Annotated in this window: 12 protein-coding genes; 9 read left to right on the top strand and 3 right to left on the bottom strand. The window is 72.1% G+C overall.

The features are described 5' to 3' along the window. The first annotated feature begins 83 nt into the window (after positions 1-83). Positions 84-1397: a choice-of-anchor A family protein gene (locus AB0M99_RS00800; protein WP_365916061.1), complete on the top strand. Its 1314-nt coding sequence runs from the start codon at positions 84-86 to the stop codon at positions 1395-1397. A 63-nt stretch (positions 1398-1460) separates the two neighbouring features. Continuing rightward, a complete protein-coding gene (locus AB0M99_RS00795; protein WP_365916059.1) occupies positions 1461-2258 on the top strand; it encodes a peptidoglycan-binding protein in 798 nt (265 codons plus the stop codon). A 60-nt stretch (positions 2259-2318) separates the two neighbouring features. Here AB0M99_RS00795 and AB0M99_RS00790 read toward each other — a convergent pair whose 3' ends face one another. Beyond that, complete coding sequence (locus AB0M99_RS00790) at positions 2319-3062, bottom strand: SDR family oxidoreductase (protein ID WP_365916057.1); 744 nt, start codon at positions 3060-3062, stop codon at positions 2319-2321. A gap of 193 nt (positions 3063-3255) precedes the next feature. Between AB0M99_RS00790 and AB0M99_RS00785 the strand changes: the two genes are divergently transcribed. Together AB0M99_RS00785 and AB0M99_RS00780 are read left to right on the top strand one after the other, a co-directional pair. Next, on the top strand, positions 3256-4332 hold the full coding sequence (locus AB0M99_RS00785; RefSeq protein ID WP_365916055.1) for an RNA ligase (ATP): 1077 nt from the start codon (positions 3256-3258) through the stop codon (positions 4330-4332). Between the two features lie 23 nt (positions 4333-4355). After that, complete coding sequence (locus AB0M99_RS00780) at positions 4356-4946, top strand: HD domain-containing protein (RefSeq protein WP_365916053.1); 591 nt, start codon at positions 4356-4358, stop codon at positions 4944-4946. Between the two features lie 157 nt (positions 4947-5103). Here AB0M99_RS00780 and AB0M99_RS00775 read toward each other — a convergent pair whose 3' ends face one another. After that, positions 5104-6417 carry an ROK family transcriptional regulator gene (locus AB0M99_RS00775; RefSeq protein WP_365916051.1) on the bottom strand — a complete coding sequence of 438 codons (1314 nt, stop codon included), beginning with the start codon at positions 6415-6417 and terminating at the stop codon, positions 5104-5106. Between the two features lie 182 nt (positions 6418-6599). Here AB0M99_RS00775 and AB0M99_RS00770 point away from each other — a divergent pair, with 182 nt between their 5' ends. From AB0M99_RS00770 to AB0M99_RS00750, 5 genes are all read left to right on the top strand, one after another. Continuing rightward, positions 6600-7919 (top strand): sugar ABC transporter substrate-binding protein, encoded by a 1320-nt coding sequence (locus AB0M99_RS00770; protein ID WP_365916049.1) that lies wholly within the window; start codon positions 6600-6602, stop codon positions 7917-7919. Positions 7920-7929: 10 nt separating this feature from the next. Continuing rightward, positions 7930-8901: a sugar ABC transporter permease gene (locus AB0M99_RS00765; protein WP_365916047.1), complete on the top strand. Its 972-nt coding sequence runs from the start codon at positions 7930-7932 to the stop codon at positions 8899-8901. Next, positions 8894-9778, top strand: coding sequence for a carbohydrate ABC transporter permease (locus AB0M99_RS00760; RefSeq protein ID WP_365916045.1), 885 nt, complete (start codon positions 8894-8896; stop codon positions 9776-9778). The genes AB0M99_RS00765 and AB0M99_RS00760 overlap by 8 nt, the downstream gene beginning before the upstream one ends. After that, complete coding sequence (locus tag AB0M99_RS00755; RefSeq protein WP_365916043.1) at positions 9775-11166, top strand: GH1 family beta-glucosidase; 1392 nt, start codon at positions 9775-9777, stop codon at positions 11164-11166. Before AB0M99_RS00760 ends, AB0M99_RS00755 begins: the two co-directional genes overlap by 4 nt. 109 nt (positions 11167-11275) lie before the next feature. After that, a complete protein-coding gene (locus AB0M99_RS00750; protein ID WP_365916041.1) occupies positions 11276-12217 on the top strand; it encodes an NADP-dependent oxidoreductase in 942 nt (313 codons plus the stop codon). A 52-nt stretch (positions 12218-12269) separates the two neighbouring features. On the opposite strand, the gene AB0M99_RS00745 is transcribed toward AB0M99_RS00750, so the two are convergent. Further along, on the bottom strand, positions 12270-14426 hold the full coding sequence (locus tag AB0M99_RS00745; protein WP_365916039.1) for a discoidin domain-containing protein: 2157 nt from the start codon (positions 14424-14426) through the stop codon (positions 12270-12272). Positions 14427-14642: the final 216 nt, after the last annotated feature.

Here is a 14642-nt window from a genome sequence, read left to right as displayed (position 1 = left end):
TGACTCGGGCCATCCCGGGGGGAAAGAGTGCGCCGGTCGAGCACACTGCACCGCGTACGAGCTGCACTCCGGAGATGCCCAACATGTCCATATCCGTCCGCTCTTCGCTCGCCTCAGCGGCCGCGATCGGCGGTTCCCTCGCAGTCGGCACGGTCGGCGCCGTCACGATCGCCGTCGCCGTCGCGCCCACGGCCTCCGCCATCCCGGAGCCGCAGTCCACCACCTGCGCGGGCGCACTCGGCATCGCGGGCCGCTACGGCGAGTTCATCGAGGGGGACGACCAGCACACCCCGGACGCCGAAGGTGCGGTGGCCGTCGGCGGCAACGCGGACTTCCGGGGCGGATTCAGCGTCGGCCAGGAGCTGAGCACCGCCCAGGCCGACGCCCTCCCGGGCGGCAACGCCCTGGTCGTGGCGGGCAACATCACCGGTGACGTACGGGTGATCAACGGGAACGGCATCTACGGCGGCACTCTCACCGGGCTCGCCGAGGCCCACAACGGCAAGGTGGCCAAGGGCCCCTCACCCATCGACTTCCCCGCCGAGTTCCGCGCACTGCGCAAGACCTCCGCCGCGCTCGCCGCCGCCCAGTCGCCCTCCGCGCAGTGGCGCCTGGACGACTCCACCCTCCAGCTCACCGGCACCGACCCGCGGTTCAACGGCTTCGTCCTGCCCGCCACCGAGTTGGAGAAGGCCAAGGAGATCCGGATCAAGGTCCCGGTCGGCGCGGTCACCGTGGTCAACGTCAAGGGCGCCGCGTACGACCAGAACAAGGCGGGAACCACCGGCTTCTTCCTCTGGGACGAGGCGGGCAGGCGCGAGATGCTCGACGACAAGCTCAGCAGCGCGGCCGACGGAGACGTCCGCGCCAAGCTGATGTGGAACTTCCCCGATGCCACGAAGGTCACCAAGAAGAGCGGCAACGCCTGGCCGGGCACCATCCTCGCGCCCGACGCCGCACTCGACCTCGGCGACGGCGGCCCGGTCAACGGCTCCGTCATCGCCAAGTCGCTGACCGGCAAGGGAGGCGCCGAGACGCACCACTACCCCTTCACCGGCTGCCTCCCGACCGCCCCGGTCCCCGCGGCGAACACCCCCTCGACCGGCGCCCCGGCCCCGGCGGGCGAGACCCCGCCCGCTGCCCCGGTGCCCGGACGGCCCGGCACCCCCGGGATTCCGGGCAGGCCCACCGCGTCGGAGCCGGGCACGCCCGGCGGCTCCGCGACCCCCGGCCCGTCCCGCGGCACCCCGGCCGCGGCCGCCGGCGGCAGCGGCGGCAAGGGCGGGGATCTGGCCCGGACCGGCGCCGGCGTGGCCGTGCCGCTGGCCATCGGCGGCGGCCTCGTGCTGGCCGTCGGTACGGGCATGGTCCTGGTCGCGCGGCGGCGCAGGGCCTGACCGGCCGGACGGGGGCCGGCACCGCACCGCCGCGCCGGCTCCCGTCCCCGCCGGGAGACGAACATGTCCCCAGAACCAGACGAGAGCGGGATCTTCCCCGACGACGCCCTGCTCGTACGCCCTTACGTCGCCCCCTCGGGCCGCCCGCCCGGGCCGCCCCGGCCGACACCACCCACCTGGCCGCAGAGCGGGCCGGCCGCCGTGCCGGTACGGCCGCCCGTTCCGGAGTCCGCGCGGATGCGGGCTCCTTCGGCGATCCCGGGTCCTTCGGCGACCCCGAGTCCTTCGGCGACCCCGGGTCCCGCGGCCGTCCCGAAGGACCGGGACCGGAGCACCCGGCTGCCGCTGGCGGTCCTCGCCCTGCTCGCGCTGGCCGCCGCGGGCGTCCTCGTACTGCTGCTGCGCACCCCGGAGCCGGAGCCCCCGCGGGCCGGCGCGGCGCCCGGGCTGTCCGTGCCCGTGCTTCCGGCGCGGAGCCCCGGCTCCGACGCCGAGCCCTCGCCGGACGGGCCCGACGGATCCTCCGGGCCCAGGCCGCCGGGGCCGACCGCACCCGGCCCGTCGGGGACCGCGTCCGCGAGCCACGGCGCGCAGCCGCAGCAGCCGCCGCCGAGCGCCTCCTCGGCGGGGCCCTCGGCGACCGGCTCCGGGACGCTGAGCCCGGGCGACCAGGGACCCGAGGTGCGCACCTTGCAGCAGCGGCTCCACGGGCAGGGGTTCACGTACGTCTCCGTCACCGGGACGTACGACGAGCAGACCCGGCGCGGTGTCCTGCAGCTCCAGCAGAACAGGAGCATCAAGGGCGACCCGCCCGGCGTCTACGGCCCGGCCACGCGGGCCGCGTTCGGGCTCGGGGGCTGAGGGGCCGGCGCCGGGGGCCGGGGCTGCGGCCGGTGCTGCGGACGCGGCCCCGGCAGGGCTTCAGCGGCCGCCGGAGACGCGCAGGACGGTCCCCGTCGTGTACGAGGCGTCCGGGGACAGCAGCCACGCGATGGCCCCGGCGACCTCCTCGGGCTGTCCGGGCCGCCCGAGCGGGATCCCCGCGGCCGCGCGGGCCGGCCGGTCGGGGTCGCCCATGGCGGCGTGCATGTCGGTCTCGATGATGCCCGGCGCCACCGCGTTGACCCGGATCCGGTCCGGCCCGAGCTCCTTGGAGAGCCCGATGGTCAGTGCGTCGGTGGCCGCCTTGGTCGCGGCGTAGTGGACGTAGTCGCCGGGGCTGCCGAGGGTGGCGGCCGCGGACGAGACGTTGACGATCGCCCCGCCCCCTGCCCCGGCCATGTCCCGGGCGGCCCGACGGCAGCACAGCAGGTACCCGAGCAGGTTCACCTCCACGACCCGCCGCAGGTCCTCGGTCCTGGCGTCGGCCAGCCGGCCCAGGGGCCCGGTCACCCCGGCGTTGTTGACCAGGCCGGTCACGGTGCCCAGTTCGGCTCCGGCGATGTCGAAGAGCCGCTCTGCGCCGCACTCGTCGGCGGTGTCCGCGCGTACGGTCACACACCGTCCGCCGGCCGCCCGTACGCGCTCGGCGGTGGCCCCGGCGGCCGCCTCGTCGTATACGTAGCCGAGCACGATGTCATGCCCGTCCCCGGCGAGCCGCACGCAGGTCGCCGCGCCGATCCCCCTGCTCCCGCCGGTGACGACGGTGACCGGTCGACGTGCCATGTGAACCTCCTGTGTGACGCTGTCCCCCTGCCGTGCCCGCGCCCATGATCGCGAGTCCCGACCTCGAACGCCAGCCCGGTCCGCTGTGGCGGCCGGGCGGAGATTAGCAGTGCGATAAACGCTGGACCAGCGGAAATGGCGGAATGCACAGTGGCATCGATGCCGACCACGAAGATGTCCGAGGAGCCTTTCCATGTCGACCCTGCGCGTCACCGCCGAAGAGCTGACCGTCCACGAGCACCCGAACGCCGATGCGTTGGAGCTGGCCCAAGTGGGCCTGTACCGAGCCGTCGTGGCCAAGGGGGCCTATACGACGGGTGAGTTCGCGCTCTACATACCGGAACAGGCCGTACTGCCCGCCGGTTTGATCGAGGAGCTAGGACTGACCGGACGGCTGGCGGGCAGCGCCGCCGACCGGGTCAAGGCCGTCCGGCTGCGCGGCGAGCTGTCGCAGGGACTCGTATGCCGGCCGGCGGCGCTCGCGGGGGTGGACCTGGCGCAGGCCGCCAAGGAGGGCACGGACTTCGCGGAGCTGCTCGGCATCACCAAATGGGCCCCGCCCGTCCCCACGACGATGAGCGGCGACGTCGCGGCCGCGCCCGACCTGCTGCCGTGGGTGGACATCGAGAACCTCCAGCGCTATCCGGACGTCTTCGAGGCCGGCGAGCCCGTCGTCCTCACCGAGAAACTGCACGGCACCGCCTGCCTGTTGACGTACGTCGTCGAGGACGGGCGGGTGCTGGTCTCCTCCAAGGGGTTCGGCTCCAAGGGGCTCTCGCTCAAGGAGGACGAGCGCAACCTGTACTGGCGGGCCGTGCGCGGCCACGGCGTCCCCGAGGTCGCGGCCCGGCTGGCGGCGCGGCTCGGTGCGACCCGGGTCGGCATCTTCGCCGAGGTGTACGGCAGGGGTGTCCAGGACCTGGCGTACGGAACCGACGTGCGCACGGCCGAGGCGGCGCCCGGGTACGCCGTTTTCGACGTCTCCGCCGAGATCGACGGCCAGGTCCGCTGGCTGGACCCGGCGGCGGTGCTGCCGGACGGCGAACTGCCGCTCGTACCCCGGCTGTTCGAGGGGCCTTACGCGCTGGACACCGTCCTGGAGTGGGCGAGCGGCCGCGAGACCGTGTCCGGGCGGGCCATGCACCTGCGCGAGGGGGTCGTCATCCGGCCCGCGGCGGAGCGGTACAGCCCGGTGGTCGGCGGACGCGCCATCGCGAAGGCGGTCAGCCCGGCGTACCTGACGCGCAAGGGCGGCACCGAGTACGAGTGAGGCGGGCGGGTTAGCCTGGCGGGATGATCGCGAACGACGCGCTGTCCCGCGCCCTCGACACCCCGGGGGACCCGCGGGTGCGCCCGCTGCCGCCGGAGGTGGCCGAACTGCTGCGCGTACTGGCGGACCCGCCCCGGCTCGCGGCGCACCTGCGGCTCGTGCACGACGTGGCGTACGAGCTGGCCGACTGGCTGACGGGGTACTGCCCGGGCCTGGCCTTCGACCGGGAGGCCGTGTTGTTCGGAGCGGCCACGCACGACGTGGGCAAGGCGGTGCACCCCGCCGAGCTCACCGGCCCCGGCTCCGCGCACGAGCCGGCCGGGCGGGACCTCCTGCTCGACCACGGGTTCGGCCCGGAGCGGTCCCGCTTCGCCGCGACCCACGCCGCCTGGGCGGAGCCGGACGTGAGCCTTGAGGAGCTGCTGGCCAGCACCGCCGACAAGGTGTGGAAGGGCAAGCGGGTACCGGAGTTGGAGGACCTCCTGATCGGCCGCCTGGTGGGGGTGGCGGGCGGTGAGCGCTGGGAGGTGTACCTGCGGCTCGACGAGCTGCTCGGGCGGCTCGCCGAGGGCGCGGACGCCCGCCTGGCCTTCCAGGCCGCGCACCCCGTCTGAGTCGGCCTCCGTCTGAGCTCCCTGTCTGAGCCCCCGTCTGAGTCGGCCTCCGTCTGAGCCCCCCCGTCTGAGCCCGCCCGTCTGAGCCCCCTGTCTGAGCCCACGGCCGAACCGGCCCGGCCGGGCGTCGCGGCACGGTGGGGCCCCGGTCGCAGCGCTACCCCCGCCGTGCGGTGGCCTCGCCCCGGGTGTTCAGGGCCGTGCGCCAGCCCGGTTGTTCCGCCGGCGGTTCGGGGCTGTGGCGGCGCCGGCCGCCCGTGGCGAAGAAGGCCGACAGCGGCAGTGTGGCCGCGCCGACGGTGACGGCGTCCGGGCCGAGGGAGCCCATGTCGATGGTGACCCGGGCGGCGGGATGCCGCAGGGCGTACCGGGTCGCGTGCTCCCGTACCGCCGGAAGGATACGCGGGCCCAGCATCAGGCCGGCCCAGCCGCCGATCAGGATGCGCTCGGGCTGGAACAGGTTGATCACGTCCGACAGGCCCGCGCCGAGGTACTCCGCCGTCTCGTCCAGCACCTCCCGGGCCACCGCGTCACCGGCGTCCGCCGCGGCCAGCAGGGCGGAGAGGGCCTCCTCCTCGTCCACCGCGGCCCCCGCGCCCCCGCCCCGTTCCGCCCATCGGGCCAGCAGGGACTCCGCGCCCGTGTACGCCTCCAGGCAGCCCAGCGCCCCGCACCGGCAGCGCCGCCCGCGTACCGACACGGTCAGGTGGCCCCACTCCAGGGGCGTGCCTTCGGTGTTGCCGCCCTCGGGGGAGCCGTCGGTGATCAGGCTCGCGCCGACGCCCGAGCCGAAGAGGACCACGACCGCGTCCCGGGCACCCCGGCCCGCCCCGAACCACATCTCCGCCTGGCCGAGCGTGCGCGCGCCGTTGTCGATGATGTAAGGGACCTCGGGCGGCACGGCTCCGGTGGCACGCAGCAGCGCCTCCAGGGGGACCGCGTCCCAGCCGATGGTCTGCCCGTGCACGACGGCGCCGCCGGGCGCGTCGCGGTCGACGATGCCGGGCACGCCCACCCCGACCCCCAGCAGACGCTCCGTGCCGACTCCGGCCTCGGCGAGCACGGTGGCGATCCCGGACCGTACGTGGTCCACGATCGGGCCCACGTCGTAGCAGCCGCGCGGCTTCAACGGCATCTCGGTGCGGGCGAGTTCGGTGAGCGTGAGGTCGAACAGCTCGACGCGGACCCGGGTTTCGCCGACGTCGATCCCGATCATGTGGGCGCTGCCGGGCGCCACGCGCAACAGGGTGCGGGGCCTGCCGCCGTCGGAGTCGACGACGCCGGCCTCTTCCAGGAGCCCGTCGGCGACGAGCTCGCCGACCACGTTGCTGACGGACCCGGAGCTCAGCCCGGTGGCGGGGCCCAGCTCCTGACGGCTCATCGGCCCGCCGAAATACAGCCGCTGCAGTACGGCGCTGCGGTTGCCGCGCCGCAGGTCCCGCACCGTACGTCCGCTACGCCCCGTGGTCATGTGGCTCCTTCCGTGCTGACATCGATCGCAACATACCCCTGCGCGACCCCTTGACGCGACCCTTTCCCGAGGCTTAACTCACGTCCTAAATTAAGGCCTGGATGTAACGGGGCGACCGAGCCCGGGTGCTCGGACCGCATCACCGGCCTTTCTCCCGACCCGCCGAAAGGGACCGAGCCGCCATGCGCAGAACCCGAGCCGCAGCCGCCGCCACCGCCGTCTCCCTGCTCACCGTCGCCGCCACCGCCTGCGGAGGCGGCTCCGCCGACAACGCGGGCGGCTCCAACACGGCCCCCAAGGAGCTCACTTACTGGGCCTCCAACCAGGGTCCCGACATCGCGGCGGACCAGGCGACCCTCGGCCCGGAGCTGAAGAAGTTCGAGGAGCAGACCGGCATCAAGGTCAAGCTGGAGGTGGTGCCGTGGTCCGACCTGCTCAACAGGATCCTCGCGGCCACCGCCTCCGGCCAGGGGCCGGACGTCCTCAACATCGGCAACACCTGGTCCTCCTCCCTCCAGGCCACCGGCGCCCTGCTGCCCTGGGACGCGAAGAACTTCGACGCGATCGGCGGCAAGGACCGGTTCGTCGACTCCGCCATCGGCTCGGCCGGCGCCCCCGGCAAGGACCCGGCCGCCGTCCCGCTCTACTCGATGTCGTACGCGCTCTACTACAACAAGAAGATGTTCCAGGAGGCGGGCATCGAGAAGCCCCCGGCCACCTGGGACGAGATGACCGCCATCGGCCGGCGGCTGTCCAAGGACGGCAAGTGGGCACTGGGAGCCGAGGGCTCGAACCCCTCCAACAACATCCACCAGGCCTTCGTCCTCGCCAAACAGCACGGTGCGGACTTCTTCGACGCGGCCGGCCGGCCCACCTTCGACACCCCGGCCAACGTCGAGGCGGTCAAGCAGTACGTCGACCTCATGGCCAAGGACAAGATCATCGCGCCCGGCAACGCCGAGTACGACAAGAACCAGTCCCTCCAGGACTTCGCGAACGGCAAGACCGCCATGGTCCTGTGGCAGAGCGCGGCCAGCAGCTTCAAGTCCCACGGGATGAAGGAGGGCGACTGGGGCGTGGCCCCCGTCCCGGTGCCCGCCGGCGGCACCCCCGGCACCGGCAGGAACACCAACTCCATGGTCGCCGGAATCAACATGGCCGTCTTCAGGAACACCGACAACATCGACGGCGCGCTGAAGTTCGTGAAGTTCATGACCAGCGACGAGGAGCAGAAGCTCCTCAACAAGACCTACGGCTCCATCCCGCCCGTCAAAGCCGCCCAGAGCGACCCCGCCTTCGCGAACGACGACCTCACCGTGTTGCGCAACACCCTCGCCACCAGCGCCGCCCCGCTCCCGCAGGTCCCCGAGGAGTCCCAGTTCGAGACCGCCGTCGGCACCGCCGTCAAGGAGCTGTTCGCCGACGCCGCGGCCGGCCGGCCGGTGACCGCCGAATCGGTCAGGTCGAGGCTCACCAAGGCCCAGCAGCAGATGGCGAAGTGAGCGCAGCCCCATGACATCCGCGACCGCGGGGCGGGTGCGGCGTACCGCCGCCCGCGCGCACCGCACCGGACGGGTACGGCGTACCGCCCTGCCCTACCTCCTGCTCCTGCCCGCCCTGCTCCTCGAACTGCTCATCCACCTCGTCCCGATGGCGATGGGCATCATGATGAGCTTCCGGGAACTGACTCAGTTCTTCATCCGGGACTGGTCCAGCGCCCCCTGGACGGGATTCGACAACTACGAACTCGCCGTCGACGTCAACAAGCCCGTCGGCGAGGCCCTGCTCGGCTCCTTCCTCACCACCTGCGCCTTCACCCTGCTCTCCGTCGGCCTGTGCTGGTCCGTCGGCACCGCCGCCGCCGTGTTCACGCAGGAGACCTTCCGCGGCCGGGGCATCCTGCGGGCGCTGTTCCTCGTCCCGTACGCTCTGCCCGTCTACGCGGCCGTCATTACCTGGGCGTTCATGTTCCAGCGGGACAACGGCCTGGTGAACCACGTCATCCACGACCAACTGGGCATCGGCGGCGCCGAACACACCTTCTGGCTGCTGGGCGAGAACAGCTTCTGGGCCCTGCTGACCGTGTCCGTCTGGAAGGGCTGGCCGTTCGCCTTCCTGATCGTGACGGCCGCGCTGCAGAACATCCCCAAGGAGCTCTACGAGGCCGCCGCGCTGGACGGGGCCGGCGTCTGGCAGCAGATCCACCGGATCACCCTGCCCTCGGTCGGCGCGGTCAACCAGGTACTGGTCCTCGTGCTGTTCCTGTGGACCTTCAACGACTTCAACACGCCCTTCGTGCTGTTCGGCAAATCGGCCCCCGAGGCCGCCGACCTCATCTCCATCCACATCTACCAGTCCAGCTTCGTGACCTGGAACTTCGGCACCGGCTCGGCGATGTCCGTCCTGCTGCTGCTCTTCCTGCTGCTCGTCACGTCCGGCTACCTGGCCCTCACCACCAGGGGACGGAGGAACGCCGATGCCTAGCACCGGGGCCGGGCGCGCGAGCAAGGCCCGCAACCCGCTCGACCCGCCCGCCTCCTTCAAAGCGATCCGAGCGGTCTTCCTGACCCTGCTCTCCGCCTTCGTGCTGCTGCCCGTCTACGTGATGGTCACCAGCTCGCTCAAACCGCTCAAGGACGTGGCGGGACAGTTCCGCTGGATCCCCAGCGAGCTCACCATCCGCCCCTACATCGACATCTGGCACACTGTGCCGCTCGCCAAGTACTTCGTGAACTCCCTGATCGTGTCGGGCGCCGCCACCGTCTGCTCCGTGGTGATCGCCGTCTTCGCCGCCTACGCCGTCAGCCGCTACCGCTTCCGCGGCAAGCGCCTGTTCACCGTCACCGTGCTCTCCACCCAGATGTTCCCCGGGATCCTCTTCCTGCTCCCGCTGTTCCTGATCTTCGTGAACATCGGCAACAGCACCGGGGTGGCGCTCTACGGATCCCGCGGCGGGCTGATCCTCACCTACCTCACCTTCTCCCTCCCCTTCTCCATCTGGATGCTCATCGGCTACTTCGACTCGGTACCCCGCGACCTCGACGAGGCCGCCACCGTCGACGGCTGCGGACCGCTCGGCGCGCTGCTGCGCGTCGTCGTGCCGGCCGCCGTCCCCGGCATCGTCGCCGTCGCCGTGTACGCCTTCATGACCGCCTGGGGCGAGGTCCTCTTCGCCTCCGTCATGACGAACGACACCACCCGCACCCTCGCCATCGGCCTGCAGGGCTACTCCACCCAGAACGACGTCTACTGGAACCAGATCATGGCCGCCTCGCTCGTCGTCAGCATCCCCGTCGTCGCCGGATTCCTGCTGCTCCAGCGGTACTTGGTGGCAGGACTCACGGCAGGAGCCGTCAAATGACCCTTTCCGAAAGCCTCACCGTGACCGAACGCGCCGCCGTCGAGAACGTCATCGACCTCGCCGCCCTGCCGCGCGACTTCGTCTGGGGCACCGCGACCTCCGCCTACCAGATCGAGGGCGCGGTGGCCGAGGACGGCCGCGGCCCCTCCATCTGGGACACCTTCTCCCACACCGCCGGCGCCATTGACGGCGGACACAACGGGGACACCGCCTGCGACCACTACCACCGCTGGCGCGAGGACATCGGCCTGATGCGCCGGCTCGGCACCGACGGCTACCGGCTGTCCGTCGCCTGGCCGCGCGTCCTGCCCGGCGGTGACGGCCAGGTCAACGCCAAGGGCCTGGACTTCTACGACCGGCTGGTGGACGGACTGCTCGCCGCGGGCATCGCCCCCTCCGTCACCCTCTACCACTGGGACCTGCCCCAGGCCCTCCAGGACCGCGGCGGCTGGCCCGAGCGCTCCACCGCCGAGCACTTCGCCGCGTACGCCGGCCTGGTCGCGGAGCGGCTCGGCGACCGGGTCACCCAGTGGGCCACGCTGAACGAACCGCTCTGCTCGGCGTGGATCGGCCATCTGGAAGGCCGGATGGCCCCCGGCTGGACCGACCTGGCCGCCGCCGTCCGCGCCTCCTACCACCTCCTCCTCGGGCACGGCCTCGCCACCCGGGCCGTTCGCGCCGCGGCCCCCGGCGCGCAGATCGGCATCGTCAACAACCTCTCCACCGTCGAGCCCGCCACCGACAGCGACGCCGACCGCGCCGCCGCACGCCGGATGGACGGCCACGTCAACCGCTGGTGGCTCGACCCCGTGCACGGCCGCGGCTTCCCCGCCGACATGCGCGAGGTCTACGGCGTGGACCTGCCCGAACGCCCCGGCGACCTCGACGCCATCGCCGAGCCGCTCGACTGGACCGGTCTGAACTACTACTTCCCGCAGGTGGTCACCGCCGACCCCGGCGGCCCCGCGCCCCACGCCCGCATGATCGAGCGGCCCGGCGTCCCGCGCACCGGCATGGACTGGGAGGTCGACGCCGACGGGCTGGAGACCCTGATCATGCGGCTGACCGAGGAGTACGGCGCCCGGCGCATCCACATCACCGAGAACGGCTCCTCGTACCCCGACACCGTGGCCCCCGACGGCAGCGTGCACGACCCCCGGCGCACCGCGTACCTGACGGCCCACCTGGCCGCCTGCGCCCGCGCCGCCCGCCGCGGCGCCCCGCTGGCCGGCTACTACGCCTGGTCCCTGCTGGACAACTTCGAGTGGGCCTACGGCTATGACAAGCGCTTCGGCCTGATCCACGTCGACTACGCCACGCAGCGCCGAACGATCAAGTCCAGCGGCCACCACTACGCGGACGTGATCGCCGCCCACAAGGCCCTGTAGCCCCCGCGCCGCGCCGTGCCCGCCCGGCTTCCCCGGGCGGGCACGGCCTTTCGTGGTGGGATGGTCCGGGGGCGGTTCCAGCAGCTCAGCTCACGGAGAGGCGAGGCGCATGTCCGAAGACACCGAGGGCACCATGCGGGCGATGGCGTACGAGACGTACGGCGGCTCGGAGGTGCTCTTCGAGACCCGGCTCCCGGTGCCCAAGGTCGGCCCCGGCGAGGTCCTCGTCCGGGTCAAGTGCGCCTCGGTCAACCCCGTCGACTGGAAGATCATGGCGGGCGGGCTCGACGGCCTGATGGACGTCGTGTACCCCGTCGTGCCCGGCTGGGACGTGGCCGGAACCGTCGAGATCGTCGGCATCGACGTGCCCGAGTTCACGGCCGGAGACGAGGTCGTCGCGTACGCCCGCAAGGACTGCGTGCACGGCGGTACCTTCGCCGAGTTCGTCACCGTGCCCGTACGCGCCCTGGCGCCCAAGCCGATCTCCCTCAGCTGGCAGGAGGCGGCCGGCCTGCCGCTGGCCGGGCTCACCGCGTACCAGCTGCTCACCCGCCTCGACACCGGCAAGGACGACACCGTGCTCATCCACGGAGCGGCGGGCGGAGTGGGCACCCTCGGCGTACAGATCGCCCGCGCCCTGGGTGCCCGCGTCATCGGCACGGCCTCCCCGCGCAACCACGACCGGCTGCGCGAACTGGGCTGCGAGCCGGTCGAGTACGGCGAGGGCCTCGCCGACCGCGTCCGCGAACTCGCCCCGGAGGGTGTCACGGTCGTCGCTGACTTCGTCGGCGGCGTCCTCGACACCACCCTGGCGGTCCTCGCCGAGGGCGGCCGCCACGCTTCCATCGCCGACCACACCGTACTCGGCGCGGACGGCCAGTGGATGTGGGTCCGGCCCGTCGGCAGCGACCTCGCGGAGCTGGGCGGACTCGCGGACAGCGGCAAGCTCACGGTCACCGTGGCCAAGACCTTCCCGCTCGCCGAACTCCCGGCCGCCTTCGACCTCAGCCGCGCCGGACACGCCGCCGGAAAGATCGTCATGGAGCTCTGAGGCGGCCCGCGGGGCGGCCGGTGGCCGCCCCGCGGGCCGGCGGAGGGGCGGGTCAGGGGAAGGAGACGACGGTGGAGGGGATGGTCGAGGTGCCCGAGGTCGGTGCGCCCGTGGCGTTGATGACGTGCTCGTACTGGCCGTTGCCGCCGAGCGAGACGACCAGCAGGTCGTGGAACTTCACGCCCGGCTTCACCGGCGCCTGGAAGCCGTGGTCCTGACGGATCGTCGGGTCGACGTTGTAGTAGCAGTAGCTGCCCAGGCCCCAGCCCTCGTGGGTGGTGACCGAGTCGGCGACCTTGTACGCCGCGTACCCCTTGACCGGACCGTTCTGGATGGCCGCCTGGTTAGGGGCGTCGTAGGCCTTCTCGTTCTGGAAGAAGACCGTGCGCCCCCGGTTGCCGTTCCACTCGACGTCGTACTTGTTGAAGTGCTCGACGAAGAGCCCGGTGGCCAGTACGTCGTCGCCGTTGACCCGGAATCCGTAGTCGGCGCGGTTGGTCTCCCAGCCCACCCCGTCGCCGTGGTCGGCGCGCCAGATCCAGGTGTGGTCGACGATCGTGTCGTGGTTGTTCACCACCATGCCCACGGTGGCCCTGCCGGCCCCGGCGCCGCCGACCCGGATGAACACGTCCTGGACGGTGGTCGGGTTCGCGGCGTGGTCCGCGGTGGTCCCGGCGGGTCCGACCTCCAGCAGGCTCGGCGAGTTGACGGTTCCCGCATCGATCAGGAACCCGGCGAGCTTCACGCCGTCCACATCGGCGACCTTCATCGCGGTCACCCCGTTGTCCGGGACGATCGTGGCGAGGCCGAGGCCCAGCACCACCGTGTCGGGGCGGTCCACCCGGATGGTCCGGTCGACGTGGTAGACGCCCGGGGTGAAGAGCAGGTGCAGGCCCTGGGCCAGTGCCTGGTTGATCGTGGAGGCGTCCGCACCCGGCTTGACCACGTAGAAGCGGTCGAGCGGGATCGAGGTGCCCTGCGGTGCGCCGTTGCCCCAGGAGGTGCCGCGGGCGTTCGTGCGCTTGGCCGGCACGAACACCCTGTAGTCATTGCCGTCCAGGTACAGGAACGGCTTCTCGCGTGAGACGGGCGTGGTGTCGAGCGTGGTGTAGGGCGGGTCCGGGAAGCCCTGTGCGGGTGCGCCCTGGACGCCGGAGAAGACCTGGTTCCAGACGCCGTTGCCCCAGCTGCCGATGGAGCTGTCGCGGGTGTACCACTGCTGCTGCGAGTAGTTGCCGACCTGGCCGTCGATCCGGGAGTCGGCGATGTAGCCGCCGGACGCCCAGCCGTAGCCGGTGGGGGCTAGGTTGAGGCCGCCCTTGACGTGCATGCGGCGGAACGGTGCGGCCTGCGAAACGGCCCAGCGGTCGGTCCCGTTGACCGGGTTGAGCGCGAGGTTCTCCGCCGAACGCCAGAAGTTCTGGGTGGCGTTGCCGTTGAACCAGCCCGCGTCGACGGTCACGTCACCGTTGATGGTGGTGTCGTCCGGGCTGAGTCCGAGGCCGGAGACGGAGGTGTAGAAGCCGATCTGGGCGTTGAGCCCGTTGTAGGTACCCGGCTTGAACAGGAACTGGTAGCGGCCGGTGCCGAACTGGGCGGACTCCTGCTGCCTGAACACCTCGTCCAGTCTGGCCTGGATGTTCGGCGTCGACGGGTCGAAGACGATCACGTTCGGGCCGAGGTCCCCGCCGCCGGGGAGGGTGGGGCCGGTGCCCGTGGTCCCGTAGACCTGGAACTCCCAGAGCGAGTAGCCGTAGACGGTGGTGCGCTGGGTCCCGTACATCCGCACGTAGCGGGCGGTGCCGGTGATGTCGTGCGTGGCGGTCCCGCCGGTGCCGGCGGTGGTCGAGTGGGCGGTGGACCAGGTGCTGCCGTCGGTGGACAGCTCGATCCGGTACGCCTTGGCGGCCGCGGTCTCCCAGCGCAGGACGACCTGGCTCAGTTGGGCGGCGGCCCCGAGGTCGACCTGTATCCACTGCGGGTCGGCGAACTGGCTCGACCAGCGGGTGCCGTTGTCGCCGTCCACGGCGGCGCCCGCGGGGGTCCCCGCGCCTTCGAGGCTGGAGGCGGTGGCGGGCCTGCCCTGCGAGAGGAGCGTGGGAGCGGCGGTGGCGGCGGTGCCCGGGAGGAGCACCAGCAGGGCCGCGACCAGTGCGGCGGCGAGCGCCGCGACGGGGAGCCGCGGCGGGCGATCGGAGAGGAGGGGCATGCGGGGCACTCCTGACGTCATGGATCCGGGGGATCGAAGCGTGAGTGAACTGGCCCTGCACGGGGGCGTCAAGGGTTTCGGCGTTCATGAACTGAAGATCAAACACCATGTCAAATAGGCGTCAGGCCTGTGAACTTGGGGTTCTTTCAATCCTTGTGAAAAGTATTGACGAAAAAAGATGGCGGGACTCTACTGAGGCTCTGACCGCTCCGTCCC

The organism is Streptomyces sp. NPDC051183 (genome assembly GCF_040682455.1).
Lineage (GTDB): Bacteria > Actinomycetota > Actinomycetes > Streptomycetales > Streptomycetaceae > Streptomyces.
The sequence above is the reverse complement of the archived record's forward strand: the minus strand, read 5'-3'. Positions and strand labels throughout refer to the sequence as shown.